The organism is Streptomyces sp. NPDC005302 (genome assembly GCF_040607345.1).
In the GTDB taxonomy this organism is placed as follows: domain Bacteria; phylum Actinomycetota; class Actinomycetes; order Streptomycetales; family Streptomycetaceae; genus Streptomyces.
The window spans coordinates 1-14,953 of record NZ_JBEXGN010000038.1 but is presented as its reverse complement, the minus strand read 5'-3'; the positions used below and the strand labels follow the sequence as shown (position 1 = coordinate 14,953).

General features: G+C 68.4%; 13 protein-coding genes and 1 pseudogene. 9 read left to right on the top strand and 5 right to left on the bottom strand.

From position 1 onward, the window contains the following. Positions 1–27: 27 nt before the first annotated feature. From ABZT74_RS33465 to pqqE, 7 genes are all read left to right on the top strand, one after another. Positions 28–2,178 (top strand): PQQ-binding-like beta-propeller repeat protein, encoded by a 2,151-nt coding sequence (locus ABZT74_RS33465; protein ID WP_356441082.1) that lies wholly within the window; start codon positions 28–30, stop codon positions 2,176–2,178. Positions 2,179–2,367: 189 nt separating this feature from the next. After that, positions 2,368–3,360 (top strand): ThuA domain-containing protein, encoded by a 993-nt coding sequence (locus tag ABZT74_RS33460; protein WP_356441079.1) that lies wholly within the window; start codon positions 2,368–2,370, stop codon positions 3,358–3,360. Positions 3,361–3,633: 273 nt separating this feature from the next. Continuing rightward, positions 3,634–3,765: a pyrroloquinoline quinone precursor peptide PqqA gene (gene pqqA, locus ABZT74_RS33455; RefSeq protein ID WP_356441076.1), complete on the top strand. Its 132-nt coding sequence runs from the start codon at positions 3,634–3,636 to the stop codon at positions 3,763–3,765. A gap of 11 nt (positions 3,766–3,776) precedes the next feature. Then, entirely contained in the window at positions 3,777–4,673 is an 897-nt protein-coding gene (locus ABZT74_RS33450; protein WP_356441074.1) for an MBL fold metallo-hydrolase, read from the top strand. Beyond that, the gene (pqqC, locus tag ABZT74_RS33445; RefSeq protein ID WP_356441071.1) at positions 4,670–5,428 is read left to right on the top strand and encodes a pyrroloquinoline-quinone synthase PqqC; all 759 of its coding nucleotides are present in this window, start codon (positions 4,670–4,672) and stop codon (positions 5,426–5,428) included. Before ABZT74_RS33450 ends, pqqC begins: the two co-directional genes overlap by 4 nt. Further along, a complete protein-coding gene (gene pqqD, locus ABZT74_RS33440) occupies positions 5,425–5,694 on the top strand; it encodes a pyrroloquinoline quinone biosynthesis peptide chaperone PqqD (protein WP_356441068.1) in 270 nt (89 codons plus the stop codon). Before pqqC ends, pqqD begins: the two co-directional genes overlap by 4 nt. Beyond that, positions 5,691–6,767, top strand: coding sequence for a pyrroloquinoline quinone biosynthesis protein PqqE (gene pqqE / locus ABZT74_RS33435; RefSeq protein ID WP_356441065.1), 1,077 nt, complete (start codon positions 5,691–5,693; stop codon positions 6,765–6,767). The genes pqqD and pqqE overlap by 4 nt, the downstream gene beginning before the upstream one ends. A gap of 166 nt (positions 6,768–6,933) precedes the next feature. On the opposite strand, the pseudogene ABZT74_RS33430 reads toward pqqE, so the two are convergent. Both ABZT74_RS33430 and ABZT74_RS33425 read right to left on the bottom strand, forming a co-directional pair. Continuing rightward, positions 6,934–7,371: pseudogene (locus ABZT74_RS33430) on the bottom strand (aldo/keto reductase); the annotation flags it as partial. Between the two features lie 31 nt (positions 7,372–7,402). Further along, complete coding sequence (locus tag ABZT74_RS33425) at positions 7,403–8,626, bottom strand: GNAT family N-acetyltransferase (RefSeq protein WP_356441061.1); 1,224 nt, start codon at positions 8,624–8,626, stop codon at positions 7,403–7,405. A 67-nt stretch (positions 8,627–8,693) separates the two neighbouring features. Here ABZT74_RS33425 and ABZT74_RS33420 point away from each other — a divergent pair, with 67 nt between their 5' ends. Then, positions 8,694–11,432 carry an AAA family ATPase gene (locus tag ABZT74_RS33420; protein ID WP_356441058.1) on the top strand — a complete coding sequence of 913 codons (2,739 nt, stop codon included), beginning with the start codon at positions 8,694–8,696 and terminating at the stop codon, positions 11,430–11,432. 696 nt (positions 11,433–12,128) lie between these two features. Here ABZT74_RS33420 and ABZT74_RS33415 read toward each other — a convergent pair. From ABZT74_RS33415 to ABZT74_RS33405, 3 genes are all read right to left on the bottom strand, one after another. After that, positions 12,129–12,431 carry a hypothetical protein gene (locus ABZT74_RS33415; protein WP_356441055.1) on the bottom strand — a complete coding sequence of 101 codons (303 nt, stop codon included), beginning with the start codon at positions 12,429–12,431 and terminating at the stop codon, positions 12,129–12,131. Between the two features lie 279 nt (positions 12,432–12,710). Then, complete coding sequence (locus ABZT74_RS33410) at positions 12,711–13,631, bottom strand: hypothetical protein (RefSeq protein ID WP_356441052.1); 921 nt, start codon at positions 13,629–13,631, stop codon at positions 12,711–12,713. 401 nt (positions 13,632–14,032) lie between these two features. Then, positions 14,033–14,554, bottom strand: coding sequence for an SMI1/KNR4 family protein (locus ABZT74_RS33405; protein WP_356441049.1), 522 nt, complete (start codon positions 14,552–14,554; stop codon positions 14,033–14,035). A 297-nt stretch (positions 14,555–14,851) separates the two neighbouring features. Between ABZT74_RS33405 and ABZT74_RS33400 the strand changes: the two genes are divergently transcribed. Then, on the top strand, positions 14,852–14,953 hold a 102-nt coding region (locus tag ABZT74_RS33400), incomplete at its 3' end, for a transposase (protein ID WP_356441136.1).

The following is a 14,953-nucleotide window of genomic DNA, read 5'->3' as shown; positions in this document are numbered from 1 at the left end:
GCAGGGTCATGCCACGAAAGAGGGTTCATGGACAGACGCAGTTTCCTCACCACCGCCGCTGCAGGCACGACGGCGACCGTTGCCATGCTCAACACCCCCGCCCAGGCTGCGGAATCACGAACCGGGACGCTGGCAACTCCCGTTCCCCGCCAGGCCTTCACGCCGACGGACAAGGACTTCCCCAAGGCCGGCGGCAACCTGGCCAACCAGAACTACTCGGCCCTCAAGAAGATCACCTCGCGCAACGTGAAGCAGCTCGGCGGGGCCTGGCACATCAACCTGGAGGACGGCGACACGGGCCGCGCCCAGCAGTGCGCCGTCGTGGCACAGGACGGCGTGCTGTACATCGCCACCACCCAGCAGAACATCTTCGCCGTCAACGGGCGGACCGGCGCCATCGAATGGAAGACCAACGTCGGCGCCGAGACCACCAACATGCGCGGCGTCGCCCTCGGCCAGGGTCTCGCCTTCACCATCTCGGGCGAGAACACCGTCTACGGCCTGGACCAGAAGACCGGTGCGGTCGTCTGGACCAAGGCCATGCTCATCGAAGACCAGGGCGACCCCGACTGCGACCCGGCCAGCGGCCAGTGCGGCGGCAGCAGGGGCAGCCTGGCCGGCGCGGTCGTCTACTGGGACGGCCTCATCTACGTCGGCACCCAGGGCAGCACAGCCGGCGCCCGCGGTCGCGGCTACGCGCTGAACGCGGCCACCGGTGAGATCGTCTGGACGTTCTGGGGAACCCCCGGTCCCGGCGAGTACGGGCACGACACCTGGGAAGGCGACACCTGGAAGACCGGCGGCGCGGTGTGCTGGATCCACCCCGCAGTAGATCCCGAACTCGGCCTCGTCTACTGGACGTTCGGGAACCCCTACCCGCGAACCGACGGCTCCACGAGGGGAGGAGACAACCTCTTCGCCAACTGCCTGGTGGCCATCGACGCCAAGACGGGCAAACGGCGCTGGCACTTCCAGTCCGTCCACCACGACATCTGGGACTACGACGGCGTGATGTCGCCGGTCCTCGCAGACATCCAGATCGAAGGGCGCAAGCGCAAGGTCGTCGTCTACGGCAGCAAGACCGGCATGTACTACATCCTCGACCGCGCGACCGGCAATCCGGTCCACGGCATGGAGGAGCGGCCGGTACCGCAGCACGAGGCCCAGAAGACTGCTCCCACGCAACCCTTCCCCGGGGGCGAGCCGTTCGTCGAGACGGAACCACGGATCGACAAGGCCACCCGTCCCGTGCCGTTCTACGCGACCGGCGGCCTCTTCGAAGTGCACTGGGACAGGCCGACCATCCTCTACCCCGGAGCGGGCGGCGGCGCCGACTGGTCCTCCCCGTCCTTCAGCCACCGCACCGGGCTCGTCTATGTCGGGTACGGCCTGATCAACTCCGCGTACTCCAACACCCACGGCGGCCGGGTCAACACCGCGCGACCACTGGGCGAGTACTTCGCAGGCGGAGTCGTGGCGGTGGATCCGCGCACCAACACGGTCTCCTGGCGGCAGGAGGGCGACTGGTCGCTCGCCCACGGCAACGGCGTCCTGTCCACCGCCAGTGGCGTGCTCTTCCAGGGACGTCCAGACGGCGTCCTCACCGCCCTGGACGACGCAACCGGCAACGAACTGTGGACCTGGCAGTGCGGCGCGGGCGTCAACACGAGCCCGATGACCTACGAGGTGGACGGCGAGCAATACATCGCGGTCCTGGCCGGCGGAAACGGTCTGCCCTACCCGGACATCCCCAAGGGTGACCACCTCTGGGCGTTCAAGGTCGGCGGCAAGGTCGGGCCCGCCGCCGCACCAGTGCCGCCCTCGAAGCGCAACCAGATCCGTGTGGCGGCGGTCAGCGGCGCCACGGCGGGCAACACCGTCACGCTGGGCCGCGTCTGGGACAGCGTGAAAGCCGCGCCGGGTGTCACGGAGAACCTGGTCGCTCAAAACGCGATGTCTCCACAGCACCTCGCCATCCCCAAGGGCACCACGGTGACCTTCACCAACCCCGCCTCCAACAAGACGGCACATGGCGCGGTCGCCTTCTTCGAGGCCGAGTTCGACACCGGCCTGCTCATGCCCGGCGACTCGTACACGCACACCTTCAACACGCCCGGCGAGTTCTTCTACAACGACCCGGTGTCCCCGCAGAACACCGGCAAGATCGTCGTCTCCTAGCGTTTTCGCTGCACCAGGCCAGGCCGCGGCCCTCATCCCGGCGCCGCCCGCCGCCCCTTCGTAACGATCCGCGCCCCTGTAGTTCGCCGCACCCGGTGACAGCGCGCGGCCACCGCCAGCCCATCACTTTCCGCACGCCTGCCGGCGTGCCGGTTCGGCATGCCATCCGCACCAAAAGGAAGCACTCTCATGACAGGAAGAACGCCCCGGGCCAGAGCCCTGAGCACTCGCTCAGCAGTCCTGGCCACCATCGGAATGACGCTCGCCATGGTCGCGGCGCTCCTCGCGACAGGGACTCTCAGCTTCGCCCACGGCCGGATCGGAACCGGCGCCCAGGAACTGGGCGACCCCGACTACGGGGTCTGCCGCGGTCTCGACGACGACTGCTACCACGACTGGGGCAACTTCGACCCGGCCAAGGGCTACAAGGTGCTCCTCTACACCCGCACCGCAGGGCCCCGTCACGCCAACCTGGGCCCCGCGCTGGGCGCCGGCATGAACCCGCCCCTGACCGACGCGAACGTGGTCCAGAACGCCATGCTCAAGCTGGGTGAGAAAGGGGGCTTCCAGGTCGACTACACCGAGGACGTCACCCAGCTCGCCTCACCGAACACCCTGTTCAAGTACAACGCCGTGGTGTTCTTCTCCACCAGCAGGGACGCGCTGGACGACGCCGCACAGACATCCCTGCGCCAGTACATCCGCGGCGGCGGCGGCTTCGTGGGCATCCACAACGCCTTCGGCACCGAATACAACTGGCCCTGGTATGAAGGCCTGTTGGGCAACGCCAACTTCTACGACCACGGTGCCGCGCAGCCGGGAGTCGTCCAGACGGTGGAGCGCAAGGACAACTCAACCAAGGAGCTTCCCACTCGTTGGAACTTCACCGACGAGTGGTACAACCTGGTGCCCGCTCCGACCAAGGTGCGCCTTCTCGCCAAGGTGGACGAGAGCACCCTCGCCAAGGGTGTGGCCGGCAACTACAACCACCCCGGCCACGCAGACAACCACCCGGTGGCCTGGTGCCAGTACTACGACGGCGGCCGCTCCTGGGTCACCACGCTCGGCCACGACGCCAAGGAGTTCACCACCGACAGTTCGTTCGCCGGTGCGGCCGAGTTCCAGAAGCTCATCGTCGGAGGTATCCAGTCCGCCGCCGGTATGAGGCCCTTCTGCAAGTAACGGCGAACAGTTGAGGGTTGGTTGGCCACACAGCCTGCCGTACCGCCAACCAACCCGCCGGGGCAGTGAGGCCGACGGCAATCCGGATGACCTCCGTCCCGCCCCTTGCCACTGCAGCCCACCCTGCCTAGCGTATGAGGCAACCCATCTAGCGGCCCATTAGAACCATCTAGCGGTCTTAGCTCTTTGGGTCTCTGCCCCGCCCCCGCCCCACCGCGAGCCAGCCACAGAGTTGCCGCGACCCCCCGATTCAGCTCCCGAAGGGACACCGAGATGCTCGACAACACCACACCCGACCCGCAGGCCGACACCATCATCAGCGCCACCACCGCCTGGGTCACCCCTGACTTCACGGTCGTCGACACGGCCATGGAGGTCACCGCCTACTCCCTCAACGCCCTCTAGAAGAAGACCCCGTGCGCCTGCTCACGCTGGGCACGACAGCAGGTGGAGGCGTTCCTCAATGGAACTGTGCGTGCCCCGGTTGTTCCGGGGCACGCACCCACCCCGACCGTCGCCGCAGCCACGACTCCCTCGCCGTCCTGGGGCACAATCCGTCCTCCTGGTTCCTCGTAAACGCCGGCCCCGATGTGGCAGCGCACCTTGAGACACACAGCGAACTGCGGCCAGGGCCTGGGGAGGAACGCACACCGGTCGTCCGCGTCCTGCTCACCGACGCCGAACTCGACCACACCAGCGGCTTGCTGAGACTCCGCGAGGCACGTCACATCGAGATCTACGCCACCGCGCCCGTGCGCCAGGCCGTGCGCGAACGTCTGGCGCTGGACACCGTCCTCACCCCGTACACCTCACTCACCTGGCATGACCTACCCGAGGTCGACCAGAGTCCAGCAGTTGTCACGGGTATTGAGATCGCGGCCGTACATCTGTCAACCAAGCGTCCCCGCTATGCGGCGGACGCACCTGAACACAGCGCCTGGGTTTCGGCGGTCACTCTGCACGATCCCGCCCGCGGCACGACGGCGCTGTACGCGCCAGCACTCGCCGGATGGAGCGAGGACTTCTCAAAGGCAGTGGCCGGAGCCGACTGCGCCTTCATCGACGGAACGTTCTGGGACGACGAGGAGCCACGCCGGATGGGCATTTCCACTCGGACATCCACCGGCATGGGACATCTGCCCATCGACGGCCCGGACGGAACCGCCGAACGGCTCGCCGCGCTGCCCGCCCGCTGCCTCTACACCCATTTCAACAATACGAATCCCCTGGTCGACCCCTCCGCTCCCGAGCACGGCGTTCTGGCCGAGCAAGGACTCGAGGTGGCGCAGGACGGGATGGTGATCGACCTATGACGACGGCACCGCTGCGAGACGCCGCGGAAGCTGCAGGCGCGCAGGAACCGGACGACGAGCTCTTGTCCCCCACCCTGTTCGAAGCCGAGCTCCGGGACCTGACCAGGAGCCGCTACCACGACAGACACCCGTTCAACCTGCGAATGCACCGGGGCGAGCTCTCACCCGACGAGCTACGCACCTGGGTGTCCAACCGCTTCCACTACCAGCGCAGCATCCCAGTAAAGGACGCGCTGATCCTCGCGAAGCTGCCCGAGCCGTCAATGCGGCGCTCCTGGCTGCGCAGGATCCAGGATCACGACGGCCTGGTCGACGGCGAGGGCGGCATCGAGCGCTGGCTGCGCCTCGGTGAGGCGGTTGGCCTGAGCCGCAGCCAAGTAGTCTCGGGCACACATGTATTGCCTGGCGTGCGACTCGCCGTCGATGGCTACGTGAACTTCTGCCGGCTCAGCCCTGCGCTGGAGGCCGTCGCCTCCTCACTCACCGAACTGTGCGCACCGAACATCATGATGACCCGTCTGGAAACCTTCCCCGTTCACTACCCGTGGATCGAAGAAGCGGGCCTTGCCTACTTTCGCAGCAGGGTTCCGCAAGGGAGCCGGGACGGCGTCGAGGCGCTCGCCTGGGTGATCGACTGGGCGCGGACCCGCAGCGACCAGTACAAGGCTCTGTCTGCACTGGCTTTCAAATGTGACGTCCTCTGGTCTCTTCTCGACAGCGTGGAACACGGCGGCAGACCGGAGAGCGCACGATGAGCGGCCCGGAGCGCCCATGGTGTCCGCAGATATCTCCCGCCGTGGTACTGCGCCACGACAGGGCACGCGGCAACCGCGTCCTCCTTATGCCGGAGAGGGTGGTGGTGCTGGAGGGCAGTGCCCAGCAGGTGGTGGAACTGTGCGACGGAACCAGAGCGGTTGAACAGATCATCGAAGAGCTCCGGAAGCGGTTCCCTCACGCGCCCGTCGACACAGAGGTCGGTCCGTTCATAGAACGGATGCGTGAGAAAGGCTGGATACGGTGAACACGATCCCACCCCCCTGGGGCCTACTAGCAGAGCTGACCCACGCCTGCCCCCTGCACTGCGGCTACTGCTCCAATCCCCTGGAACTGACGCGCCGATCACAAGAACTGAGCGGACAACAATGGGTTGAGGTGTTCCGCCAAGCCGCAGAGCTCGGCGTTCTGCAGACCCATCTGTCCGGTGGAGAGCCGCTGCTCCGCAAAGACCTCGATGTCGTTGTTTCCGGCGCCGAAACGGCAGGCCTGTACAGCCAGTTGGTCACCAGCGGTTCAGGCCTCAACGCGGCTCGGCTGCGCTCCTTGACCGATGCCGGACTGCGCAGCGTCCAGCTCTCTGTCCAACACTCCGACGCCGCCACTTCGGACCTGATCGCCGGTAGCCGGGCGTTTGCAGCCAAGGAGTCTGCTGCGGCGCTCGTCAAAGACGTAGGACTGCCTCTGGGTGTCAATGCTGTACTGCACCGGCACAATCTGGACGCCATCGACGGCTTGATGGAACTGGCGTTGGGTTGGGGTGCCGATCGTATCGAGCTGGCCAACACGCAGTTCTATGGATGGGGCCTCCTGAACAGGGAGGCGCTGATGCCCGGGCGGGACCAGCTCGCCCGGGCCGTGGAATCCGTCAGCAGATGGAGGGAGCGGCTCGACGGGCAGCTGGAGATCGTATGGGTGGCCCCGGACTACTTTGACGGAGTGGCAAAACCCTGCATGGGCGGCTGGGGAGCCGTCTCCCTCACCGTGACCCCGGACGGCACCGCTCTGCCCTGCCCAGCGGCTGCCACCTTGCCCGGCCTTGACGGGGTCAACGTCAAAGACCACCCACTGCGCTGGATCTGGGAGAAATCCAAGCCGTTCAACCTCTATCGAGGTACTGACTGGATGCCCTCCCCGTGTCGAACGTGCGACCGGCGCGATCAGGACTTCGGCGGCTGCCGGTGCCAGGCCTTCGCTCTGACCGGCGATGCCACCCGCACCGACCCGGCCTGCTCCTTGTCTCCAGACCACGCGACACTGTCAACCTTGGCTCGGCCGGCAACGAGCGGCGTCACCGAACTGATTCCACGCCGGCCTTAAAAGCCGTCGGCCTGAAGGGGACAACCCCCGCCCCTACCAGCTGACACCACGATTCCCGTAGCGAGGCGCCAGCTCCAGAGCGGGTTGCCGGGCCGAGTCCACCTTCCCTGTCATCGATCAGCCTGATCGCTTCCTGGCCTTGGCCGGGGTGTCGCTGGCCACCTACCTCGAAGTGTTCCTCGGCGTCGTGGAGATAGAGGATGTCGATCCGGTCGAGGCCGAGGCGGGTGAGGGAGTCCTCGACGCTGCGACGGATGCCGTCACGGGTGAAGTCCCACACCCGGCGGTGTGTGGCCGGGACAGCGAAGGACTCGTCCATCCGGCCCTGCGGGTCCTGCGGCACCAGCAGTCGCCCGACCTTGGTCGACAGCGTGAAGTCGGCCCGAGGTTTGCCGCGCAACATGTCGCCGAGACGGCGTTCCGAGTGGCCGATGCCGTAGTGGGGTGAGGTGTCGAAGTAGCGGATGCCCAACTGCCAGGCGGCGTCCAGGGCCTGGGCGGCGGTGGCGTCGTCCAGCGGCTCGAACAGGCCGCCCAACGGGCCGCCGCCGAAGCCGAGTCGGGTGATCTCTACCTGGGTGCGACCGAGGCGGTGGGTGTCCATGCAGTGGTCCTCCTTCACGTACGGGGTGGAGTCAGAAGGCGGGGAAGGCCCAGCCCGAGGGGTGGAACGGTGCGCGGTCGCCCAGGAAGGCGAGCGAGGCGGCAGCTGCCGCACCCGGCCGTAGTTCCTCGACCCGTCCCACGGCAGCCAACGACGCCAGGGTGGTCCCGCCCAGATAGGCCGCGCCGAGCTCGGCGGAGGTCACGCGCAGGTCGGCCCGGGCCCGAGTGCGTTCGCACGTGGCGTTGTCGCCTTCGGCCGAGAGGTGGTAACGGCCAGTGTTCCAGGGGCAGAACGTGTCCTGGACCTCCAGGATCACGTCCAGCGGAGTCGCGTAGCGGCGTGCCGCCAGGGCCCTGGCGACGTCCACTGGTCGGACCCACAGGTTGTCGATCACCGAGGCGCGGGCCGCTCGCGGATCGACCAGCATGTGCTGGAAGGGTTCGTCGACGGCGCCGTCGTAGGCGAGGCCGGTGTGGGCGTCGAGCTCGATGAGGAAACGCCACAGAGCGGCGTACGACTGCCGGGAGGTGGACGCGACCTCGACGACCTGCACCAGGTCGGACTTGGATCGGTAGACGGCATAGCCGGTGGCCTCACCGCCGGGTTCCAGGTGGACGGCGAAGCGCAGAGCCGTGCCTCCGTCACGTGCGCGCTCACTGTCGGCGAGCCGCGCGTCCCAGAACTTCTCGGTCCGGTCGACCCATCCGACTGCGGCGGTGCGCGCCCCCTCGTAGACCTTTTCCAGGAGCGGACGCGCGTCCTCGCGGGCGAGCAGGCGAACCATTCCGTCGCCGAGGTCGGTGCCGGGGCGCAGCGCCATGAAGCGTTTGTCGCCGCGGATCTCGGCGACGTGGCTGGCGACGCCGTAGCCGAACCGGCCGTAGATCGTGGCCTGGGCGGCGTTGAGCGCGGCGATCGGTTCGCCTCCCGACTCGTGCAGGTCGGTAAACTGCCTCCGCATCATCGCGGTGAGGATGCCGCGGCGCCGGTGGGTGGGCAGGACAGCCACCAGCGTGATCCCGGCGACGGGTACGGCCGCGCCGGGGACCGTCATGACGCGGCCGTAGATCGACGCGCCACCGACGATCTCCCGGCCGTCGCAGGCGGCGATCGTACGGTCGGGTTCGAGGGAGCGGGCGGCACCCCGCAATCCGCCCTCCTGCCAGTCCTGGCCGTAGGTCGTGGTGACCATACGGGCCCACGCGTCGATCTCGTGGGGTGCGATGGTCCGCAATGGGTAGGTCGTCGTCATGCTTCGAGCATCGCCGGATAAACAGGCGCGTCACATCGAGCGATCTCCCTATTTATATGCTGACGCCGTGGTGACGCATCGTGTGGTCAGTCCGGTATTCATCGGCAGGGACGAGGAGTTGTCGGCGCTGACGGCGGCCTTGGACACCGCTGTCGAGCAGGGGCCGGTGGCGGGGGAGGCCGGGATCGGCAAGTCACGGCTGCTCGCCGAGTTCGCGCGGTCGCTCGACCCGGGCGTGCGCGTGGTCGGGGGCGCCTGTGCAGAGCTGGGTCAGGACAGCCTGCCGTACGCACCGTTCGTGACGATCGTCCGGGCGCTGATCCGAGTCGAGGGTGTGATGCCCGGCTCGTATCGTTGGCTGGCGCGCTGGTTCCCCGAGCTCGGCGAGGCGGACAGCGACCACGCCACCACGGGCGGCCGGCACCAACTGTACGAGGAGGTGCTCACGCTGATCGAACGAGTAGCCGCCGGCGGGCCGCTCGTCGTCACGATCGAGGATCTGCACTGGGGGGACGCCGCCACCTGCGAACTGCTTGGTTTTCTCGCCAGGAACCTCAGCACACCCGGGGTGCTCCTCGTGGTCACCCACCGGCCGCCCGAGGCCGGACTGCTGCTATCGGAACTCACCCGGCGACCGCGCACCGCCCGGCTGCGCCTCGAACGCCTTGGCAAACGGGATGTCGGGCGCCAACTGGCCGCCATCCTCGGCACCGAACCGGCCCCGGCCACCGTCGGCCGCGTCCATGAACGCAGCGACGGCAATCCTTTGTTCGTCGAGGCTCTTGCCCGGGCCGGCGAGCGAACCCCGGACGGGGCGCGCGACCTGCTTCTGAATGGCCCACGTTCCTTGCCCGGCCCCACTCGCCGACTGCTGCGCATCGCGTCAGTGGCGGGCGGGTGGGTCGGGCACCGCCTGCTGGCCGACGTGGCCGGGCAGGACGGGGCCGAACTGGACGTCCTGCTGCGTGAGTTGATTGATCGCAGCCTGCTCGTCGTGACCGGCGACGGCTACTCGTTCCGCCACGCCCTGATCCGGGACGCGGTGTACGAGGACCTGCTGCCCGGCGAACGGGCCCGCCTGCACGCAGGCTATGCCGATGCCCTGCGTGAGGGCGGCGCTCCGGCGGAGCTGGCCGCGCATGCCCACGCCGCGGGAGATCGCGGACTCGCGCTGTCTGCCGCCTACCTGGCCGCTGGACAGGCGCGCAGGTCCTTTGCCTACGCCGAACAGGTCCGCCTCTTGGGCATGGTCCTTGACCTGTGGGACCCAAAAGCCCAGTTGGGCGCCGACCGGATCGACGTCCTCACCGAAGCCGCCGAGGCGTGCATGCTCAGTGGCGACTACGCCCGCGGCATCGACCACGCCGGCGCCGGACTCGCAGCCGTGGACGAGCGGTGTGAGCCCGAGCGGGCCGCCCTGCTCCTGGAGCACCGGGGCAGACTGCAGCACCGGCTGGACGCCACCGGGGTGTCCGACTGGGAACGCGGCCTGGACCTGCTGGCTCCGGGCAGCCTCCAGCGGGGACGGCTGCTCGGCGTACTGGCGATGGGCCTGCTGCCCGAGACGGACCGGGCCCGCGCCTCGTTCGAGGAGGCCCTCGCCATCGGCCGGGCAACCGGTGACGCCACGGTCACCATCCGCGGACTCCTCGGAGTCGGATCCATGACCGGTGACCTCCGGGCGCTCGCCGAAGCCCGCGCGCTCGCTGAACGGCTCGACAGCAGCGACCTGTTGATGACCGTACCGATGTACGAGGCCACGCTGCACACCAAGGCCGGCGAGCATCCTCGCGCCATCGAGGTCGCCCTCGATGGAATCCGTCTCGCCACGCGCTATGGGCTGGGCCGCAGCCGTGGCGCCGAGCTCGCCCGCTACGCAGGACATGGCCTCATTCTGGCCGGGCGGTGGGACGAGGCGGACACCGTGCTGCAAGAGGGACTCGGGGCGGACGCGCCACCGCAGTCGAGGCGGGGGTTGCGCACTCTCGCCGGCTATCTGTCGCTGCTGCGCGGTGACCTGACGGCGGCGGCAGAGTCCGCCGCGGCCGTGGCGGACTCCGACAGGGGAAGCCTGTTCGCCCGCCATCAGCTGCTGTGCCTGCTGGCCGTCGCCCAGGGCGACTCGGAACGCGCCGACCTGCTCCTGGAGCGGGCTCTGACCGACCCGGTGCTCCCCCGGATCCACAGCAGCGATGCCCGACCTGTCCTGGTCGCAGGCGCCCTGGTACAGCGGGCACGGCTCTCCCCTCGCGCCGGCCGGAATCTTCGGGAGCGGGTCATGGCCCGGCAGGCTCAACTCGCCGCGGCCGACGCCGCGCTCGGCGTCGACGGGACACTGGACGGGGCCTGGCAGGGGATGCTTAGGGCCCTGCTCGACGATGAGGGCTGGGACCACGCGGTGGCCCGCTGGCGTGAGCTGCGGCAGCCGTACGAACTGGCGCTGTGCCTTTTCCACGGCGCGCGCGTCGCCTTGGCGGCGGGCGACCGGCCCGGCGCGATGACCCGCCTCAGGGAAGCCGCCCGGCTGGCCGACGATCTGCGCGCCGCTCCGCTCACCCGACAGATCACCCAGTTCCTGCGCCCGCGGCCGACCCAGGACGGTCTCACACAGCGTGAGCGTGAAGTACTCCGGTTGATCGCCACTGGGCTGAGCAACCGGCAGATCGCTACCAGGTTGCACATCTCGCCGAGCACGGCGGGCGTCCACGTCTCGCACATCCTGGCAAAGCTGGGCGCGGCAACCCGTACCGAGGCGGCGTCCATCGCCTTCCGCGAAGGGCTGGCCGAGCCGCACCCGACCAAGTAATCAGGTCGTGTGAGTCGGCTGCGGCCCGGTTAGCTGTCGCTCCGCCCTTCACCATGGGCTCGTCGACTCCTGGTCGCTGGACCGGCGTCCATCAGATCAGCCGCCGCCAACCAGACCCGCCCACACCGCGCACTCTCCTCGGCCGTCAACCCTGCGCCATCGGGATACCTCATCATTCCGGCAGACGCGGCTCACGGCAGTCGTCACGACCCCGCTTGGCCCACACTTTTGGATGCCGTTCGAGTTGAGGAAAAACGCGGGCCTTCGTTCGGTGAGGGACTTCGGCATGCCTCTCAGGTCGCTGTCGGAAACAGCCGGACCACCACCCCTGAGCAGAACGATGACGCCATCGCGTCGCACGATGTAGTAAGTAACCCCGTTTCGGGATGATCGCCAAGTATCGGGGGCCACTTGGGCGCACGGACTCACGTCGACCTCTCCGGAAGAGGTATCGACGTCACACGCGTTCGGAGGTGCGAAGCGGGCGATCTGCGGGGCGACGGTCACCCGGACGCCGCGCTCCTCCCGGTCGGCGGCGCTCGCCTTCACCAAGCTGGGTAGCAACAGAGAGCCGAACGTGCCGCCGGCCTTGTCGACCTCCGGAAAAAACATCCGATAGTCGTGCGGCTCGAGGGCCAGCAACGGGACCGGGGAGGTAGCAGGTTCCTGTTCCGTGTGTCCGGCAACGGCACGTTCTCACAGGACGGCCGTCAACGGCCACATCAGCAGCAGGACCACGGCGAGCACACCCCAACGCCGGAGGGAACCTACTCCGGGCAGTACGACAGCAGCGGCGGCCGCGTAGACCACGGACAGCAAGAGCACTCCCGTGTACGAACCCAGGTAGAGCCCGCCTTCCGCCCGGGAGAACAAGTGCTCGGCCGCCAGTTCCAGTACCCCACCGAGCGCGGCCACCCGCCAGGCGGGACGGACACCGGCCACCCGCAGCAGCACCCAGCCGACCAGGGCCCCGACGAGCGGGAAGACGACATAGAGCATCAGTAGTCCGAACCCCAAACACCCCCAGTCCTCATCGCTACGACACAAGCCGACGGCGTCCCTGTCCCAGCGCAGCAGCGACGCCAAAAGCCATATGACGCCCAACAACGCCCCTGCACTGGCGGGCCGGATCAACGGACCCAGCACCGTACGGGCCCTGCCCGCCCATCCGCCGTCGCGCCTACTGTCACGTTCGTCCACAGTCGCAGCCACGCCTGCAGCCCCCTTCGATCAAGATCCGTTCCAGCGGCCCATCATGGCTGCGCGGGCATGCTCACGTCATGAGTACGGATACTCACCCAACCGAGCCCTGCCCACAACAGCAGCAGAGCCCCGCTCGGCCCAGTCGCGCTGCCGGGGACGATATGCCGCCTGAGCTCGTATTGCGGCGGCTTTGCAAGCCCGGGCCTCGCCCACTCTTGCGCGAGCGAGGAGAGCGTCGAGGCGCTGGGCCTGAACCGGGTGCACGATCCCCTCACGCTGGAGGCCGGCGGCGAGTTCGGCGAAGGTGCGGGCCGCGTTCTCCGCGTTCACGGTGATGTCGTCGGTGCGCTCACCCATCGGGAACTGGCTCTCCTTGCTGGGCTGACGGGGCTCGGCGCGGTCCGGGGCGGCGCTGCTTCGGCCGTTCATGGCGGGGACAGGAGTGTGGGACCAGAGAAGGGCGCGCGCGAGGTTCTCGCCGCGAATGAGGTCGGGGTGCTGCCGTCCGTAGGAGGCCCACAGGTCCAGCGCCTCATCGAGGAGCTGCACACGGTCGGCCAGCGGCATCCGCTCGACGAGCGCCGTCGGCGTCCGGAAGTCGTCCCCGGCCGCGCGGGCACTGTCGACGAGAAGGAAGAAGACCTCGGCGGGCTGGGCCGCGAAGTCCTGGGCGTCGGCACCGCGGGCCGCGTGCAGGGCGAAGACGGCGCAGGCCGTCACCGCCAGCACAACCGGATCTGCCTCGAGGAGTTTCCCGGACAGGGAGCGCCGGCACGGCGCGCACTCCTCGATGCAGGCGCCGATCAGTGCAGCAGCGGCCCGCAGGTTCGGCGCGGACTCCGCTCCCCACAGGCCAGGATCAGCAGGCCTAAGGTCCGTGCTGGAGGGGCCGCCGTGGTGGTCGTGGAGGGTTCCGGCGTTGGCCGCGGCGAAGCCGGCACGCTGGAGGCGGCTGGTCTTTCTGGCTCGGCTCTTACGGCCGTGGCTCTTGGTCATACAGCGCTCGCAACTTCCCGCGCCCCGGCCCCATGACCCGATGCGCGATGAAGAGCAGCATGCGGAAGGCACAGCGGCCGTGCGGCGACTGGAAGTTGAACGATCGCTTCACCCTGATGCTCACGGGCCGGACCCCTGCTGGAGTCCGCGGGCACCTTCGCCGTGGTGCACCCCGGTCATGGGCCAGGGAGCGGGCTTGGGCCGATGAGTCGGCCGCTGCCCGCACCCTACCCGTGCGCGATCAGGTCCGGCGGCGGGTTGGTCGAAGACGTCTTCGACATCCCCGGATTCGACGGGTGCACCGCCAAGGCGCCGTTGACGCGATGCACCATGACGCCACAGCAGGGCCGCAGTGACGCGGGTCGGTCCCCGGAGGCATCTCCCGGGGAGCGACCCCGTCCTCAATCCCAGCCGAGTGCGCCACCGTGCAGGACCGGTGCCTCGCCGAAGAACGGCGTGCCTTCCTCCACTGCTTCGGCCATGGCCACCAGGAACGCGGTGAGCGAGGGCCAAAGCTGCGCTTCCCCGCCTGTCTCCTGGAAGAAGTAGCCGACGGCGCCGCGGCCCGGGCCTGGCCCGGTGTCGACGAAGAGGCAGCTCGCGCCGTCGTGGTTCGCCGCCCACGGGACCCAGCCCGGGCGCCACCAATTGGCCTCCACGTCCGGTCCGTCCACCAGGGACACCAGACACGCACGCAGCGCCACAGCCTCGTCCACGCCGAGGAGGCCGCACCCGGACACCAGAAACCGACCTGCCTCGGTGGGGAGCGTGCCGTCACAACGCGCGTACAACTCGCTCAGTTCCAGGGGGAAACCCACTCTGGCGACGGCCGGGCGCACTGCGGCCAGACTCTCTGGGGCCATCACCGCCAGCCACTCCGTCAGCCGCGTCCATGCCTCCCCGAACGAGTCACTCCTCGTCATGCTCATCGCTCCGTATCCTCCGGCTGTGACATCCGGCCGCGCACCTCATCTCACCGGGCTCCCCGCTGGTGGAGGCGTCCGCCCTCACTGCCGTAACGCTGACGTGTTCCCAGCGGAACAACCTGATCGAGTTGGATGCCACCGGCGCCCCCGCGGAGGGCGACATCATGCCGGGATGGCCCACGACATCGTGTGTGCTTCCTCGCCCCCAACGCGGCCTCTACAGCTGGAGCTTCTGACAGCCCCCGCAGGCCGTCTAGGCCGTTTCCTTCGGATCATCTGATCGTTGGTTGATGTGTGTCGTTAACTGACGCCCAGTGGGCACGCATTGAGCCGTTGTTGCCGGACCGGGTGCCACGGCGGGGTGGACGGTGGCGGGATCACCGGCAGGTGATTGAC

Bases quoted from the DNA above. Each gene is read 5' to 3' on its own strand.
- ABZT74_RS33415 (WP_356441055.1), bottom strand. From the start codon at position 12,431: ATGCTCTATGTCGTCTTCCCGCTCGTCGGGGCCCTGGTCGGCTGGGTG.
- ABZT74_RS33465 (WP_356441082.1), top strand. From the start codon at position 28: ATGGACAGACGCAGTTTCCTCACCACCGCCGCTGCAGGCACGACGGCG.
- pqqC (WP_356441071.1), top strand. From the start codon at position 4,670: ATGACGACGGCACCGCTGCGAGACGCCGCGGAAGCTGCAGGCGCGCAG.
- ABZT74_RS33405 (WP_356441049.1), bottom strand. From the start codon at position 14,554: ATGACGAGGAGTGACTCGTTCGGGGAGGCATGGACGCGGCTGACGGAG.
- ABZT74_RS33425 (WP_356441061.1), bottom strand. From the start codon at position 8,626: ATGACGACGACCTACCCATTGCGGACCATCGCACCCCACGAGATCGAC.
- pqqD (WP_356441068.1), top strand. From the start codon at position 5,425: ATGAGCGGCCCGGAGCGCCCATGGTGTCCGCAGATATCTCCCGCCGTG.
- pqqA (WP_356441076.1), top strand. From the start codon at position 3,634: ATGCTCGACAACACCACACCCGACCCGCAGGCCGACACCATCATCAGC.
- ABZT74_RS33460 (WP_356441079.1), top strand. From the start codon at position 2,368: ATGACAGGAAGAACGCCCCGGGCCAGAGCCCTGAGCACTCGCTCAGCA.
- ABZT74_RS33410 (WP_356441052.1), bottom strand. From the start codon at position 13,631: ATGACCAAGAGCCACGGCCGTAAGAGCCGAGCCAGAAAGACCAGCCGC.